Source organism: Arthrobacter alkaliphilus, assembly GCF_021483235.1.
Taxonomy (GTDB): domain Bacteria; phylum Actinomycetota; class Actinomycetes; order Actinomycetales; family Micrococcaceae; genus Arthrobacter; species Arthrobacter alkaliphilus.
Window position 1 is genome coordinate 35697 of the sequence record NZ_JAKEEC010000030.1, and the last position, 15154, is coordinate 50850.

11 protein-coding genes are annotated in these 15154 nt (G+C 60.5%); 5 read left to right on the forward strand and 6 right to left on the reverse strand.

What is annotated here, in order from left to right:
* The first annotated feature begins 16 nt into the window (after window positions 1–16).
* The gene (locus L0B83_RS17125) at window positions 17–268 is read left to right on the forward strand and encodes a hypothetical protein (protein WP_234759758.1); all 252 of its coding nucleotides are present in this window, start codon (window positions 17–19) and stop codon (window positions 266–268) included.
* Between the two features lie 113 nt (window positions 269–381).
* Here L0B83_RS17125 and L0B83_RS17130 read toward each other — a convergent pair whose 3' ends face one another.
* Complete coding sequence (locus L0B83_RS17130; RefSeq protein WP_234759759.1) at window positions 382–1392, reverse strand: restriction endonuclease; 1011 nt, start codon at window positions 1390–1392, stop codon at window positions 382–384.
* Between the two features lie 615 nt (window positions 1393–2007).
* Window positions 2008–3609 carry a DUF6119 family protein gene (locus L0B83_RS17135; RefSeq protein WP_234759760.1) on the reverse strand — a complete coding sequence of 534 codons (1602 nt, stop codon included), beginning with the start codon at window positions 3607–3609 and terminating at the stop codon, window positions 2008–2010.
* Between the two features lie 1621 nt (window positions 3610–5230).
* Here L0B83_RS17135 and L0B83_RS17140 point away from each other — a divergent pair.
* The 3 genes from L0B83_RS17140 (at window position 5231) to L0B83_RS17150 (ending at window position 7870) form a co-directional block, all read left to right on the forward strand.
* A complete protein-coding gene (locus L0B83_RS17140) occupies window positions 5231–5995 on the forward strand; it encodes a GIY-YIG nuclease family protein (RefSeq protein WP_234759761.1) in 765 nt (254 codons plus the stop codon).
* Complete coding sequence (locus tag L0B83_RS17145; RefSeq protein ID WP_234759762.1) at window positions 5985–7058, forward strand: hypothetical protein; 1074 nt, start codon at window positions 5985–5987, stop codon at window positions 7056–7058. Before L0B83_RS17140 ends, L0B83_RS17145 begins: the two co-directional genes overlap by 11 nt.
* A gap of 644 nt (window positions 7059–7702) precedes the next feature.
* Window positions 7703–7870, forward strand: a complete 168-nt coding sequence (locus tag L0B83_RS17150; RefSeq protein ID WP_234759763.1) for a hypothetical protein — start codon at window positions 7703–7705, stop codon at window positions 7868–7870.
* A 620-nt stretch (window positions 7871–8490) separates the two neighbouring features.
* On the opposite strand, the gene L0B83_RS17155 is transcribed toward L0B83_RS17150, so the two are convergent.
* The 4 genes from L0B83_RS17155 to L0B83_RS17170 form a co-directional block, all read right to left on the reverse strand.
* Window positions 8491–9024, reverse strand: coding sequence for a DUF3800 domain-containing protein (locus L0B83_RS17155; protein WP_234759764.1), 534 nt, complete (start codon window positions 9022–9024; stop codon window positions 8491–8493).
* A gap of 883 nt (window positions 9025–9907) precedes the next feature.
* A complete protein-coding gene (locus L0B83_RS17160) occupies window positions 9908–12337 on the reverse strand; it encodes a hypothetical protein (protein WP_234759765.1) in 2430 nt (809 codons plus the stop codon).
* Between the two features lie 7 nt (window positions 12338–12344).
* Window positions 12345–13106 (reverse strand): peptidoglycan-binding protein, encoded by a 762-nt coding sequence (locus tag L0B83_RS17165; RefSeq protein WP_308194015.1) that lies wholly within the window; start codon window positions 13104–13106, stop codon window positions 12345–12347.
* 209 nt (window positions 13107–13315) lie between these two features.
* Window positions 13316–13627, reverse strand: a complete 312-nt coding sequence (locus L0B83_RS17170) for a hypothetical protein (RefSeq protein ID WP_234759766.1) — start codon at window positions 13625–13627, stop codon at window positions 13316–13318.
* A 150-nt stretch (window positions 13628–13777) separates the two neighbouring features.
* Between L0B83_RS17170 and L0B83_RS17175 the strand changes: the two genes are divergently transcribed.
* Window positions 13778–15070: an IS256 family transposase gene (locus tag L0B83_RS17175; protein ID WP_234759767.1), complete on the forward strand. Its 1293-nt coding sequence runs from the start codon at window positions 13778–13780 to the stop codon at window positions 15068–15070.
* Window positions 15071–15154 lie beyond the last annotated feature (84 nt).

Sequence of the window (15154 nt, forward strand, 5' to 3'; positions counted from 1 at the left end):
GCCTGTCTGGCCAGAAATGCCCCGCACCATCTCACGATCCAGGAAGCAGAAGAAGAGCCTTGGCGGTATTGAATTCCTTCTCACCGTTCCGTCGTTCGCAGACTCACTCGGACTTCTTCGAAACTGCACGCAACCAGTATTGATACTTGGCGAAGCCAGCCGGATCGGAATCTCCGTCGAGATCTTCGTCTCTCCGCTTACCGAACGCGACTACTTCGTCTACAAGATGACCTTGGCAGTTCTATCAGTCCGCCGTCATGCCGGATAGGAAATAGGACACTCGCGGCACATGGCGTACCCCTTGAGCAGCCACCCTGGACGCCGCCGAGAAAGTTGTCCGGCATGTTGTTCGTCCAGGTGATACAGGTCTCCCCCCCCAAGTCAGATCGACGGTCCGACTCCAATTACATCCAACACCTTGGCAAGACTTGGGTTCTTGGCCGCGCGGCCAAGAACGTCAGCCGCAGTAACGCGTTCGTCCCGCGCACTGTCTGACAGCTTGCCTATTTGATGTCGCTTGGCCCACGGTATGTCAGGATCGGCCAGCCCCAAGGCCGCCTCGGCGTCCGGATGGAGCGCAATTACGTTGACGCTGTTCGGCTCTAGCCCGAAGTCAGATGCCACTATCTCGATGTCATCGCGCAGCTTCTCCAGCATCCGCCCCTCTAGGTCTCCGTCCACTATGACGGCTAGACCTGCAACAGAACTGGAGACTTCGAGCATGAGACGGATTACCGGGACCATGTTCATTGGGCCAGAAGCAGGAACGAACACCACCGGGGCAGTTGCGCCGCATACCCGACGTACAGATTCGAAAAGCTGGACATCGGACCTTCCCTCGACAACTACCAAGTAGTGGCCTTCTACTGTTGAAGGTGCATCGACCGGAGCAGCCAACGGCAGGAACGGTGTCCCTGCGTCGCCTGCGGCTCTGAGTTTCCGCTCAAGTGCCTCCGCGACGGAGATCTCGTTCTGAACGATCGACCTCATGTCGTCGCCATCGGCAAGGATCAGGTTCAGTTCCTTTCCCGCCACGAGCGCGTCGACGGCATCCGTGCTGAATCCACCGACACTGGTGAAGAGCCCAAGCGTGCCGACCAGTTTGCCGTCGACCTTCCCCTTGAACTGATACAGGCTCGACGCAGGATGCGGATCGCCCGTCCATTTGGCCTCAACGAGAATGGTTCGGCCATGGAACCAGATCGATCCATCGATCTCCTCGCCCTTCGGTCTATAGTTGAGCCGTGGCGCAAGCCCCGCCTCGTCGAACATGGCAGAAAGGATGCGCTCCAGCATACGGCCGCGGTCCGCCTTCGCCTTTGGCGGGGCAGTTGAAGGAAGGGCATCCGCTTCGCGGAAGGTCTGACGCCAGTCGGACAGGTGCGTGATCATTACCCATTTCTATCGCAAATCCTCGCGCTCCGCCTTCGGGCATATTTGGATACTCAGACGCGAAAATACCGCGCCTCCGCAGGGCTGCGACAGTCCAATGATCGTTGATGCTGTGCTGACGCTTTACCTGAGTGACGGCAACGGTGCCCGATTCATCAACGAAGGTGAACTCAGAACCGTCGGCCAGGTCGGGATCAAGATCCTCTAGGGTGATGGCGCCGCTCGTCCTGGATGCACCGCAAAGCGCAGTGAACGGCCCAGGACAACTCATACGTGTTGCCCAGCCTGTCTGCAACCCCGCCGCCGGCGCTATTCCTAGGCAGCGACTTCGCGTGTACGGTGTCCCCATTCTTCATGGAGACCATTCTCGCTGGCGGACAGCGTCCCTTCGGTATGCGCTCCGTCGGACTCGCCGGTCGGTCGACAGCTACACAACATGAGCAGCTCCGCGCTCTCTATGCCAAGTCCGCAACGACGGGTTCCTTCCGGGCTGAGCGTTTACTCACTTTCCGCTCTCAGTTGCATGGTAAAGGGAGAGCTGAAAGTGCATCTGCGCTGGCGTATTCGGACGGCTCGGTAAGGCCGTGATCGGCACGTTCTCGTCCCTGTGAGCGATCATGCGGTGATTGCGACTCTAGAAACTGAGACCCGGAAGCCGAGATTCAGCAATTGCTGGCCATTCTGCATCAGATTTAGCTTGCTGAAGAAGGGCAACCAGTCGGTTCCTGAGCGGCTGGAATTGGCAATCACAGCGTAGGAAACGGAGTACTTAGACCGATCCACGAAGGATTTTCCGTCCGGAATCATCTCGAGCCAGATCGTCCTCTGAGGTTCTTCTGTTTCAGCTTCAACAACTTTCCGGAGCTCATCACGGAAGGTGCCATCAGCAACAAATGTCGTTGCCGACACTGCGCCTTGGGCAAAAAGATGACTCAGGGTGGCAGACCGCGTCTTCCTTTTGACATGTATGAATTCTCCGCTGGCCGAAAGGACATCGCAGAGCTCGATCCCGCTGGATGCTCCTCCTGGCCTCTTGATGCGCGCGTCAAGCAGGAGGAGGTGCGACGGCGCTGAATCGGCTAAACGTGCGTTGTATTTTGCCTCTATCTCTCCAGCCTTGGATTCGATCAGCGCCGTTGTAGGTCCCGGCAAGGAGGAGGCGAATTCATCGACCTTTGCCACTAATGAATCACTCACGACGAACCAGCGACCTTCAATCAATACGTGCAGTTGAGCTCCAAGTCGCTGCTCTGTCACTAGGCACTGATAAACGTTCCACCGAGAGTCAAACTCACTGGAACGGCTGAAGCGTACAGACACATGGCGGGAGCGCAGTCGCTCAATCGTGATTTCAGATTTTTCTTCGCCCAAGCGGCCGAGATAATCATCCAAGTCCAGGTCCTCGTACTCCTCCTTTCGAGTTCCCCCAATCCTGAACGCGTCGACATCCTCCCAGTCGATTGCTTCAGGCATCGCCATGTGCGTGTTGGAGGTATCGCCAGCAACAAGTTGCTTTTCAAGAAGACTGTTGAGTTTAGATACAGACTCTGCATCAGTGACTAGCGCTAGGTGATCGATCCACTCGAAGTTCGCTTTGTATGCATCATCTTGGAAGGCTTCATAAAGCTCCTCGCAGAGCTTTGGTAAATCAGAGGGGAGGATTTCTACGTTGAGGACCAAGGCATCTGAACCGGAAAGACGCTTCGCTAAGGTTTTATCTCGGGGCTCGCCAGTAACAGCGCGAAGCATGTCTCGAGATACGTCAACACCGAATGTGGGCAAGTCGGAGCTTTTGCTCGATTGTGTGTTCTTGGTTACCACCATGTCTTCAAACGTTTTGGTGTCGAGGCTACGGATATGACGCGGATCAATACGATTGAGAGCGACTCGAAGCCCAAACTGGTGCTCTACCTTGGAAGGATCTATGAAGCCACGTCCGTACCCGAAGGTAAGAGCGAAATGCCTGTCATTGGCCGTGATGATCAGGAGACCAGAGGCAGATGACGTCTTCACTGATTGCAGCGGTGAGGAAAGAATCGGCTCAACGAACGAAACCCACGCTGGCGGGTCGGCCCGGCGGGACGAAAAATAGAACTTCCCCTCAAGGCCGGAGGAAGCGTCAAGCGTTTGAGACTGCGGGCTCTTATCTGGCGCGATCGCGTCGTCTGGTTGCGAGACGTTCCGCAGTAGATAAATTGTTAGTCGCCTGGTTCCCATAAATCCCCCATGAATTTTTTCACAGACTAACAGTTCGACGCTCCTAGACGGCACCAACTTCCCCTGTAAAGTTGGGCGTGCCGCCAGCCGCAGTAAGCGGACCGCTGAGACCGCTAAATCGGCCAGGTCGAGCCCCTTGCACCCCCCCTTCCCCCAGCCTCTTCCCTGTTTAGTGGCCAGATCAGTGGTTCTTATTTCAAAGCAATAGAATTCACTGTGGTCTGTTTGAACGCGGAGGCACGGTCCGGCCGAAGTCACCATGCCCCGCATCGAGAGAAACAGCACTCCGCGCTTACCGCCCGGTGCCCGGTGCCCGCGACCAGCCATACTGATTCCCGACGAGCCCGAACTCGCCGACCCCCCTATTCGAAACGATGTTCCCCTCCGACGCCGACCGCCTCGAGTCCCGAAATTGTCCGGGAGCGGTTCGAACAACACCGAGGCGACATCGAAACAGTCTGTCTGCGGGGTGAAGAACGTTCGCATGATTGCCCCCACGTCTCGGCCGGACACCGACCGCCGAAGTGAGTGAGTCTCGGTTTACGCGCCGCGGAGCCACGCCACGCGCATGCGTACTACGCACCGGGACTCCCCTCCGGTTGTCGTTGCGAACATATTTTCCAACTTGGGGACATCCCCGCGCGAGGCTGTGTCGCGTACATCCATGGAGTGAAAGCAAACCGGATCTGTGAGTCGAAGCTGCTCTTGGCAGCGCGGCCAGGTTGTATCAGCGCGGTAGACGTAACCAAAACCCGGACGAGAAGATTTCACCCTTCGCTTGGAGCTATCACTGCAGCTTGAGCCTCCCGAAATTCCTTATATGCGGGCCCTGCCGTTAGCAGGATTGATCCAACTCCCCCAAACGTCAGAAGCGAGGACTCCCACAGGGGTGCAAACATTCGGGATCCGATGTCAAGAACTTCGGCAACCAAGGAAGCAGTGCCAAAAACCATCCAGTACCAAAGCATTGTCCTGGACGTCGTGGTCCCTTTGATGTAGTCGACCCGGGATAACGCCGACTTGGACAACGTGCTGGCCCACATCCAGCAGATACCCATAGCTAGGGCTGCAAGCCCCAACAAGAGCGCAGCTTGCAGCTTGGCGTCGCCGTTTGGTCCCTGGAGTACGCCGAAGAACACAGCAAGTATTAGTCCGACGGGCACAAGGTAAACCCACGAGGTTTTGCGGTCGTCAATCGCCTTCAGAAGCCTAGTCACGATTTACGCCCCAAACTCCGTATCCACATGGCGGTCCTTAGGGATTTCAGATTCGCGGCGGTCGGCAACGCAGGACCTGCGCCGACCTGGAAAAGGGATGAATAGTAATCATCCAGGTCCGAAAGCTTGTACAGAGAAGTCACACCATAAGCATCTCAGTCAGGAGACCTACAAAACCGGGAAACACGGCGGAGCCGTTATCCATGCTGTACCCCGTTCTGAAGAATCGTCAGGCCGGGCGCTGCCGTCTGCCCCGGGATGAAAGAAGGTTGCCCTCCTCGCCAGCACTGCACCGTCAAGCACAGCACTCAGAAGGCGAACCTGGTCAGCCATCCCACGCACTGAGCATTCCGGTGGGCAATCTGGCCCTACGATTACGTGCAGGACAAAGACTGGGGGACGGCATGGCAAGAACAGGTTCGAAGTCTGCACCTCCGGTCGAGCACTTTGGTGAGCTAGCGCGGCCAGGAAGGTACGGACACCGGCTGACCCGCGAGATGTACGCCCTGGTAAACAAGACGTCGTCAACCCAGCTCCCACGGGAGTGGTACACAGACGAGCAGTGGGAATCCCTCGCGTGGGCCTACGAAGATCAGGAGCACACCCGGCTCGCCGACGACTACTGCACGCGCCAGCGCGAGGCTGCGCTGGAGAACTTCGACCTGAACATGACGTTCTTCGCACAGCTGTCCATGATGAGCTTCGAAGAGGCGCTCAACGAGATGCTGCGCAAACACAAAGGCCTGCGGCCGGTCGAGAACCTAACCGTTGTTGACGGGCAGATAGGTGTTTACGTCATGGTGCTCGACGGGTACAGGCAGGCATATATCGGCCAGGCATGGGACATCCGGAAGCGGATCAAACGGCACTGGAGCGGCACCCAGCAGTTCGATCGGCTGATATTCCCGGACAACGCGACCTCCATCCTGCCGATAGATTCGTTCCGTGCCTTGGACACCACCAGGATATTCGCGGCAAAGACCACCCGAGGCGATGACCTGGAGCCGCGACTGGTCAGCACCTTCCCGTCCGACCTCCTGCTCAATAGGGTCCCCGGCGGCGCGAGAATGCTGGGCGCCAGGTTTCTTCAGGGCGAGATCAAGCACCGGCAACTGACTCCAAAGGACATTTCCGCGCCATTCGTTGGTGAGGTGGCTAATGCTGATTGAGCGTCCGGTCGAATTCGCCAATGAGTTCCGCATGCGGTGTGAGAAGTGCAACGCAAGCAACTGGCTCTCCAGCGAGGACTATTTCCGAATCCCTGACGCCATAATGACCTGCGACGGCTGCAGGAAAGACTTCAACTTCGGTCCAGCGGTTGTCGATCTGACGGACCCCGAGGACCCTGCATTGAGTGACGCTGCCCTGCCAGACCTCGCTTGGTACCATACGACCACGGATCCTGAATGGCCTCGGACGTCAAGGCCGCTGGAAGACAGTCTGATCTGGCACCTTCGCGAACGAGCCCATTGGCCGGAGGAACAGATCGAGAGATACCGTCGGCGTCACGAGAACCAGGCGATCCATTTGGGTACCTATGAGGCCGCCATCGATTCGATGCTCCGACGGATCCGAGACGAAAATGAACACCAGAAGTCCTTCTACCTGCACAGGGTCCGGCTGCGTCCCGACGTCAAGATTGAAAGTGGGTGGCGCAACGAGAACAGCGCCATAGCCGCCAAGATCACCAAGTTCGACCTGACGAACGACTACATAGATGGCGTCCGGTATCTGAACGCACACGAGGCGATCGGCAGCCTCTCGCTTGCCGTGATCCGCGAAGCCATCGAGTCGACCCAGAGAATCTCCGTGCCCATTCCTGAACTCATCGACCAGTTAAGGAGTCGTGTCGTGGATCAAGTACGCGCCTTCAGGAAGCGAGTGCTCGACATTCGAGCCGCCCAAGTCAGTAAACCGCCGAGCTTCCTGGAAACACTGCGTTTGCGGACTTCCGAACTGCCAGGCGGGTCGCCGCCCATTGAACCAATAGAGGCCTACGATGCGCTTTTGGAGATGGCGGGCTTTGCGGCCGACGAATATCTGGGCGGGCTGTCACCAGCTGCCCGAGACAACTTCCTGCGGTCTCTGCAGCGGCCTCGGCCCGTAGATGGCGACGAGGTGGATTTGGCCTGGCTATACAAATTCATGGGCCTCGCCGCGCTCCTCACCCGCCCCTGTGAGGTGCAGAAAATCCTCTCAGAGCAACCATGGCAGACTCCTCAAACAGGGTGACTACTGGAATTTTGGTCCGGGTCGTCCGTCAGCGGTAAAGGAATGATTTCGTGTTGGCCGGCGAAACCGCGGTGTCACCGGAACGAAGCAGGTAGGGCGGACAGTCCGAAACGGATCGGAGCCTTCGTCGGCCCGTCAGGGCTGACCGCAGCCAGGATCATCTTTTGTTTCTGCGCAGGCTGGGATGCAGCTCTCGATCCAGATCGCAGGATTGCACCTCCCATTCCTTCCACATTCGTAGAAGCTCCTCGGCCGGTTTTGGTCGCGAACCTGGCCTCATCCGAGTACAGGGGCAACGCGTCCAGGAAGGTGACATGTCACCCGTCCTTGAGTGCGAGGTCCGGGAGGAGGTAATCGGGCCGCCCTGTCAGGATCCAGCCGGTGAACTTTTGGCCTTCGATCAGGTTCCGTCGCCGAAGACGAACCGGCACCGTTTACGCGGGAGATGGACGCAACGCTCATCCGCCGCTCACCTGAGCCGGAAGCTGCGGGCACGGAAGAGCTAGCCCTGTTCACCAAAAGACTCCGTGGCGGCCGTAGCAAATTCTCTACGGTCCTCGCGTATGGGCCCTTATCCGCCACGGGTGCTTTGGCGTCTCATCGTTCGGTCATGTCGTTACGCATCAGCCGTGCAATGAACAGGCATGAAAGACGGCCCAGGCGGCAGTTGCCCCAGCGCAGGACAGTCCGATGAAAATCAACAGCGTCATGCCGTCAACGCCGACAGCAACCATGAACAGGTGGAGAACGCCAGCCAGTCGATCAGCAAACCAAGTAAGGAGGCAACCGGCCACACCACCGGCCACCAATGAAAGAGGCCCCCGAAGGGGCCCATCCGTGAACATTTGTGCACACTCAGAGGCAAACAAGCCTCTGAACAGGTAACACTGTGCCCGAGGTGGGACTCGAACCGGCTTCCACGCCCCGGAAACACTGGGAACTCCAGAAAACATGCCGAGTACGGCCCAGTCCGGCACCGGTACGGCCCAGTCCGACGGCAAGGGTGTGCACATTGTGCACACCCCCTTTTCGCCGCCGCGGACGACGCTCAAACGCCACTCCATGCGCAGGCCGGTCACCTTCGTTCAATTTCATGGACCATGCGCATAACCGGCCGACTTGACGGTCTGAAAACAGCGTCATCAAAGGATCTCCTTCTTCGAGCATTCATCGACACGGCCTCGAAACACCCCATGACCGGCGCCGAAAAAGATTTCCCGACCAAGGAATCAGACGGACTATGAATCACGGGAGCCGGCAATCTTTGCTCCGCAGCCCCGCCTCCATGGAAGGGATTTGCACCATGACGCCCGCCGGAGTGACCAGCACCCTTGATACGGAGGGTGGGCAAGATGACATCGTCTGAATACTTTTAGCTGCAGAGCCGCCCTGTGAACACACGTCAACGGGTCTAGCTTCTTTAGCGCTGATATCAGACCGCCCGCGGACCACCAAGAACGTCGCGTCCCATCAGCCGCGGATACCAAGGCCAAGAGAACTCCTTGCCTTCATGCTGCAAGAGATGCTGGTAACCGGCATAGGCCGTGATGTCGGCAAGTTGCACCCACTGGCTGCGATGGGAATGCTGGAAGACCGGGTCTTCGATCAAGGACCGAGTGGCCAAGGACTGACTCCGGTGCGCCGAGACATAGGAATCATCGCTGCCGTCCCCGTCCATGACCAAAATGCCCAGCTCCCCCGCCGCGGACAACCGTGCATCTATCAGCCGCACGAGCTCACCATAGACGCGGGCACGCTCCTTAGCGAAATGGCCCCGACGAAGAGTTGTCTGAGAATAGGCAGTCCCGATACCGGCCCACGAGCAGCCCTCCAGGAGCTGGACGAAATCGTCCATGACGAGAGAGCGCAGTTTCCACAGCCCCTTGCCAAAATCCTTGACGAGTTTCGCGTCGGACAATACCGCTACCGTTTCAATGATGCCGTCGTAATCGTCGGCGCCACGCACGCCCATGGTCCTCGGTCAAGGGTGAAAGGCCCATGGGAACATTCGTGATCACCATTCCTTCGGTGTCCATAGCCCGGGAGTTGTGGCGTCTGGGTGAACCAGACCTCGCAGTATTAGCGCTGACCCTGAATGCTGAACAAGCCTGCGACATCGGGATTAGAGCCGGTGGGCTTCATGTATCGGGAGAAGCTCAGGCGATCTGGCCGAACGGTCCCAGCGGCGTTACCTCGGCGGTGGCACTGGCAGCCGTTGAGTACTTCGAGGGTGCATTACGTCCGTGTTCGAGGAGCCGCCGCCTTCCCGAGAAGAGCTGGCCCCAAGCCTTTCAAACCAGGGAAGAGGATCGCTGGGCCGCACTACGTTCCGTGGCGATAGCGATGGACCAGCGAACACTGGGACTTCCGTCGGTGGCATGAAAGCTGGGTATTGATCATAAAGATTTCGTAAATATCCGGCGAAAAAGCCGAGAGTGCTTGGTAGCTTTGGAGTGCATCGCCACTTGGGACCCCCATCATGCCCGGGTGGCGGTGCTCCCGTCCCTTCTGACGTCGAGGGCAAAGCGCTTGCACGCCTGTTATGGTTCCCCATGCCCGCCCGTGTCTGCAGATTCTGCCAGGAGCCCCTTCCGGGCAGATCAAAGTCCCGTTTCTGCTCCAATGAATGCCGGGATCGCTGGGACTACATGCAGGTTTACTGATTCACGATCGCACTCCGGCCGGAGCCTTTCCGGATATCGACCAAGCCCGAACCTAACGACGCCATCCAAGGCGAGAGGCACGAGGCTCCCGGCTTCCGGCCGTTCGCCCGACCGAGGTCGAAGATGATCTCCGCCAAGGTCCTAAACGGCTTGCTTTTGGGGTCTGTTGGGAACCGAAGGTTGTGGCTACGGTGTGGGTGCCGTGGTTCCAGTGGGTGCCGGTGCTCCCGTTTGCAGGCCCGGGCCGGGCGAGGCCGGCCCGGGTGCCGGGGCAGTGGGAACGCCGGTCGTCTGACCTGAGCCGGTGGCTGCCGTTGGATTTGGAGCCGGCGCCGGAGCCGCAGGTGCGGGCGGCGCCGTTTCGCCCCCGGACGCAGGTGCCGTTGTCCCTGGAGTTGGGGTCGAGAACTGGCCCGCGGATTGCGTTGGCCCCGGGGAGGCCGGCGATGTTGGTGCAGTGGTCCCGGCCCCGCGTGGGTTGGCGCTGGGATCGGCTTGGATGATCTCCATGATCTGTTTCTTGAAGCCCTCCAGCTTCCCCTGGATTTCAGACAGCGGCACGTTCTGCAGGTTCCTGCCGTACTCGGCGATCTGCTGCCAGAGCGCATTCAGCTTGGCCATGCCCTCGGCACTCAGTGGCCCGTCAAGGGTCAGGACCAGCTGGTTAGCGAGGGCGTAGGTGAGGCACCGGACACAGTTGTAGTTGGCGGCGGCGGATAGATTCTCGGGAACCACTACGTTGGCCTGTCCTACGATCAGGACCACTTGGAAACCCACCGCCACGGCAGCGCAGTCTTTGCAGTTGGCGAAAGCGTAGGCCTCGTTGGTGTTGCGCACGTCCTCACCGTCTTCGGCCCAGACCAGGGCGAAGGCGACGTCGTAGACGACGGATCCGTCTTTGGTGTTGACGGCGAGGGCCTGGTTGCCGCCGTCTTCGGGCGCCGCGGGCTTGTCGAAGGGAAACACCCAGGACGGGGCCGCGGTGGTTGCGCCGGAGGCCGTGGGTGTCGCCGAAGAGGTATGCGGGACCAGAACCATGCTCAGCTGCGGCTCGTCCCGGGTGGGTTTGCGGGCACCTTGCGGCCAGAGGGCCACGGTCCGTCCGGCCTGGCCCTGCCTTAGGTCATGGCCGGCAGTCATCGGGAAAATCGTGGTGGTGGCGTCGGCAAGTGTGCCGCGCTCGTAGGGCTGGACCGGGCGGTAGGTTTCGGCGCCGGGCCACCAAGCCCATGCCAGGCAGGCCGTGACGGCTGCGGTGGCGACCATGGCAGCGGCGCGCTGCCAGGCCTTGCCCCGGGTCTTTTGCCACAGGCCGGTAATGACTTGGCGGCCCAGTCGAACCAGGATGTAGAAGATGCCCGCCACCGGCAGGGCGATGCAGACCAGCGAGAGCACGCGCACAGCGGCGTCCGCCAGGTCCCCGGAGGTCAGGCTGTGAGCCAGCGCGGCCTGTTGTTTCCCGCCGTTGTCCCAGGCCGTTCCGACGACGCGGGGCAGGGTGAGGACCATGGTGGCCAGGCTGAAGACCAGCAAGGGCACTGTGACCAGGACCCAGACAGTGACGACGGCGCGGGCCCAGGGCTTGAGCAGTTGTGCCTGTGGGTCCGGTTTGCGCCAAGGGATCAGTGACAACAGCGTCGGCTTGATCCGTTGGAAAAGGTCGGGCACGCCGGTGGCGTCGGCGAGGATGTGGTAGCCGTCGAAGCGGACCATCGGCATCAGCTGCCGGACCATTTGCAGAATCTGTGTCACCACTACCAACAGAAGTGCGTCAAAACCGGTAGCCCACCACAGTCCCATGATGGCCACTGCGACGATCGCGTTGAAGTACAGGCCGCCCAAATCCGTGCGGATCCGGCCGGCCCGGCCCAGCCGGTAGGAGTCGGTGACGTCTGTGTAGAACGCCGGCCACATCAGGTACAGGCCGGTGCCCATTGCACCGGGGGTCGCACCGCCGCGTCGGGCGGCCGCCGCGTGGCCGAATTCGTGGAAACCCGCAGAGAGTATGGTGACCAGGAAGATCAGCAGGACCAAGCCCGGGTTGGCGAAGGCCTCGTGCGTGGCGGACGCAAGCCCCTTGACCATCAGCACCCACCAGCAGATGACGAGGAACGCGGCGGTCACAGCGATGACGATCAGCGGGTTGAACAGTGCGGCGAACGGTGCCGTGATCTTTCGGGTGCGTTCGGGGTCCGTGACGGAGTAGCGGAACCGCATGCCCAGCAGCGGGTTGGCCTTGCGGACCTGGGGCTGAGAGCCATCGGCCAGCCGGAGCAGTCCCAAAGGGAGCAGCTGGGTGTCGATCAGGGTCCGCACGTTGGCGGCACTGACCTGCTTGCCGAAGGCGCTCCCGGCCTGCTGCGCGATCTCTTCCAGACCGCGGTTGCCGTCCACGGCCTCAAGGATCAGGTACAGCAGCCGGGTCAGCTGGATGGTCTGGCCGTCGGCGCGCCGAACCAGTGACGGGGCTTGCCTGTAGCCGGAACCCTTGGTCTCGCCGATCAGCTGGACGCCGTCGGCCAGCGCGGGCGCCGGCAGGGTGGCTGATGTTGCGGATTCCGGGGCAGGGGCGGACGGGCCGTCCGGGAGGGACGGCCCGCCTTGAATGCTGGTCATTGACTGGCTACTGCTTCATGGTGGACTGCTGTTGGGCCCCGGCTGTGGCGTTGCCGTTGATGTCCTGGTTGATGATGGCATCCTGATGGGCGCCCGCGATCGCATTGCTATCGATCGAGCCGATGTTGGCGCCGACTGCGGCGTCGATCGGGGCGGCAACGTTGGCGTTGGCGGCGACTGCGCCGTTAATGGGGGCGGCAATGCCGGCATTTGCATCGAGGTTGACGTCAACGTTGAGCAGGTTGCCGTTCAGGGCACCTGCAGCCCCTGCCGTTGTCGTGCCCAGATCCGGGGTGCTTCCTGCCGGGAGCACCCCGCCGGGGAGGGCCCCGCTGGTGGTACCCGCGGGAAGGGTCGCGCCCGCCGTTGCTCCCGCGGTGGCCGGGTCCGTTGTCGTCGGGCCGGCGGCGGGAGCGGTGCCACTGCCGCCTGCGGGCGCAGCGCTGCCCTGGTCGATGCCGCTGTCCTGCACGGTGTGGGCGGTGGCGTCTCCGGTGATGCCCTGGTGGATCAGAGTGCCCTGGTTGGCAAGCGCTTCGGATCCGGATCCGAAGGACAGCACGTTGGCAGAAGCGGCGGCGTTGATTGGGGCCGCGACGTTGGCGTTGGCTGCGACGCCGAGGTCAATCGGGGCAGCGGCACTAATGCCGAGGTTGAGGTCGGCGTTCAGGTCCAGGACGGAAGCGACTTCCTTGTCCGGCAGCGGGGTTGCCCCTTCCGCCATCAGTTCCTCGTTGGACAGCCCGTTGTCGGCAGATTCAATACTCACGATTGGCTCCAGTTTCCGGCACGGTTCCACTGCCCCCAGTGAGCGGTGTCCCCTTAAACGTGCCTAGCGACGGTCAATAGTAAGCATGATTACTAAATAATTGGTACCACCCGGTTCGCTCTGGTGGGACTTGAATAGCGAGCACTCCCCCTCAGCTGCGCTTACTCCACAGCGATCACGGACGTACCCGGACCTGGCATCGTGTTCAGCTAAAAGCCGTCATCGCCCTGATCGAACAACACCTCAGACGTCCGAGCACGCCAGCGGGCATCGAAATCCTCAGCATCCATGCCCCAGAGCCGGGCCGCGTAGTCGACCATCAGTGCCACCACCTCGCGACGGATCTGACGATTAGAGGCACGCTTGCACTCAGCAAGAGTCACATCCCCTGTAACGTCAACAACGCCAATGTCAGCAGGACCGACTTCTGACTGAAACTCCCGGCACGTTCTTGCCGCCGAACTCACCCCGCAGATCAACTCACGGTTCACTGCAAGGATCTCCTGAAGCTCAGAATCCAACGCATAACCAGCATCGGTCGGCTCAGGCCACGCACCGTCCCTCTGACGAATTAAATCCGTTCTACATTCCAAGGTCTGCGGGGACTGTGGAATTAAGGGTGTATCTGGCTCGACACGCCGGGCGGTGAGCCTGGCGGGGAGGAGCCCGATATGGCCGCGACACTTGAGGCTGTGCCGAGTACCAAGACCGTTGAAAAACTGACAGAAAAATCCGAGGTCGAGGCCGCCCGCGAACTGGTGAGGATGGCCAAAGAGCAGGGCCTGTCCCTGACCGGGCCTGACGGGCTGCTGAAGATGCTGACCAAGACCGTCATTGAGACGGCCCTGGACGAGGAGTTGACCGAGCATCTGGGCTACGAAAGGCATGACACGGCGGCCAAGGACACCGCCAACTCGCGCAACGGCACGCGGCCCAAGACAGTGCTGACGGAGACGACAGGCCCGGTGGAGATTGACGTTCCGCGTGACCGGGACGGCACGTTCGAACCGAAGATCGTCGCCAAGCGCCAGCGGCGGCTGACTGGCGTGGACGAGATGGTTCTCTCGCTCTACGCGAAGGGCCTGACGACCGGTGAGATCAGCGCGCATTTCGCGGAGATCTACGGTGCCTCGGTCTCAAAGGAGACGGTCTCGAGGATTACCGACAGGGTGCTTGAGGAGATGGCGGCGTGGCAGAACCGGCCGCTGGACGAGGTCTACGCCGCGATCTTCATCGACGCGATCGTGGTCAAGGTCAGGGACGGGCAGGTCGCCAACCGGCCCGTCTACGCCGCCGTCGGGGTCACCCTCGCGGGCGAGAAGGACATCCTGGGCCTCTGGGCCGGGACTGGCGGGGAAGGCGCCAAGTTCTGGATGAGCGTGCTCACCGACATCAAGAACCGCGGCGTGAGGGACAGCTTCTTCCTGGTCTGCGACGGGCTCAAGGGCCTGCCCGAGGTCGTGGGGAACGTGTGGCCACTGACCACGGTGCAGACGTGCATTATTCACTTGATTCGGAACACCTTCCGGCTGGCCTCGAAGCAGGACTGGGACGCCCTCAAACGCGACGTGAAGCCGATCTACACCGCTGTCAACGCTGCGGCCGCGCGAGCGGCGTTCGAGGAGCTCACGGAGCGCTGGGGTAGGAAATACGGGGCGATCGTGCGCCTGTGGGAGAACGCCTGGGAGGAGTTCATCCCCTTCCTGGACTACGACGTGGAAATCCGGCGCGTGATCTGCTCGACTAACGCCATCGAATCATTGAACGCCAGGTACCGGCGCGCAGTGAAGGCGCGTGGTCACTTCCCGACCGAGCAGGCTGCGCTAAAGTGCCTGTATCTGGTCACCCGATCCCTCGATCCGACCGGTGCCGGCAGGACCCGATGGACAATGCGCTGGAAGCCCGCTTTGAACGCCTTCGCCATCACTTTCAGCGACCGATTCCCGGCAGCTGAAAACTTCTAAAACAAACCGCCGGATACACCGTTAACGAGATAGTCCCCGCCATGGGACTGTCCGTTTAACGGTGGTTTCGGGATTGGCATTTAG

Bases quoted from the DNA above. Each gene is read 5' to 3' on its own strand.
- L0B83_RS17130 (WP_234759759.1), bottom strand. From the start codon at position 1,392: ATGATCACGCACCTGTCCGACTGGCGTCAGACCTTCCGCGAAGCGGAT.
- L0B83_RS17160 (WP_234759765.1), bottom strand. From the start codon at position 12,337: ATGACCAGCATTCAAGGCGGGCCGTCCCTCCCGGACGGCCCGTCCGCC.
- L0B83_RS17150 (WP_234759763.1), top strand. From the start codon at position 7,703: ATGAAAGACGGCCCAGGCGGCAGTTGCCCCAGCGCAGGACAGTCCGAT.
- L0B83_RS17135 (WP_234759760.1), bottom strand. From the start codon at position 3,609: ATGGGAACCAGGCGACTAACAATTTATCTACTGCGGAACGTCTCGCAA.
- L0B83_RS17125 (WP_234759758.1), top strand. From the start codon at position 17: ATGCCCCGCACCATCTCACGATCCAGGAAGCAGAAGAAGAGCCTTGGC.
- L0B83_RS17145 (WP_234759762.1), top strand. From the start codon at position 5,985: ATGCTGATTGAGCGTCCGGTCGAATTCGCCAATGAGTTCCGCATGCGG.
- L0B83_RS17140 (WP_234759761.1), top strand. From the start codon at position 5,231: ATGGCAAGAACAGGTTCGAAGTCTGCACCTCCGGTCGAGCACTTTGGT.
- L0B83_RS17175 (WP_234759767.1), top strand. From the start codon at position 13,778: ATGGCCGCGACACTTGAGGCTGTGCCGAGTACCAAGACCGTTGAAAAA.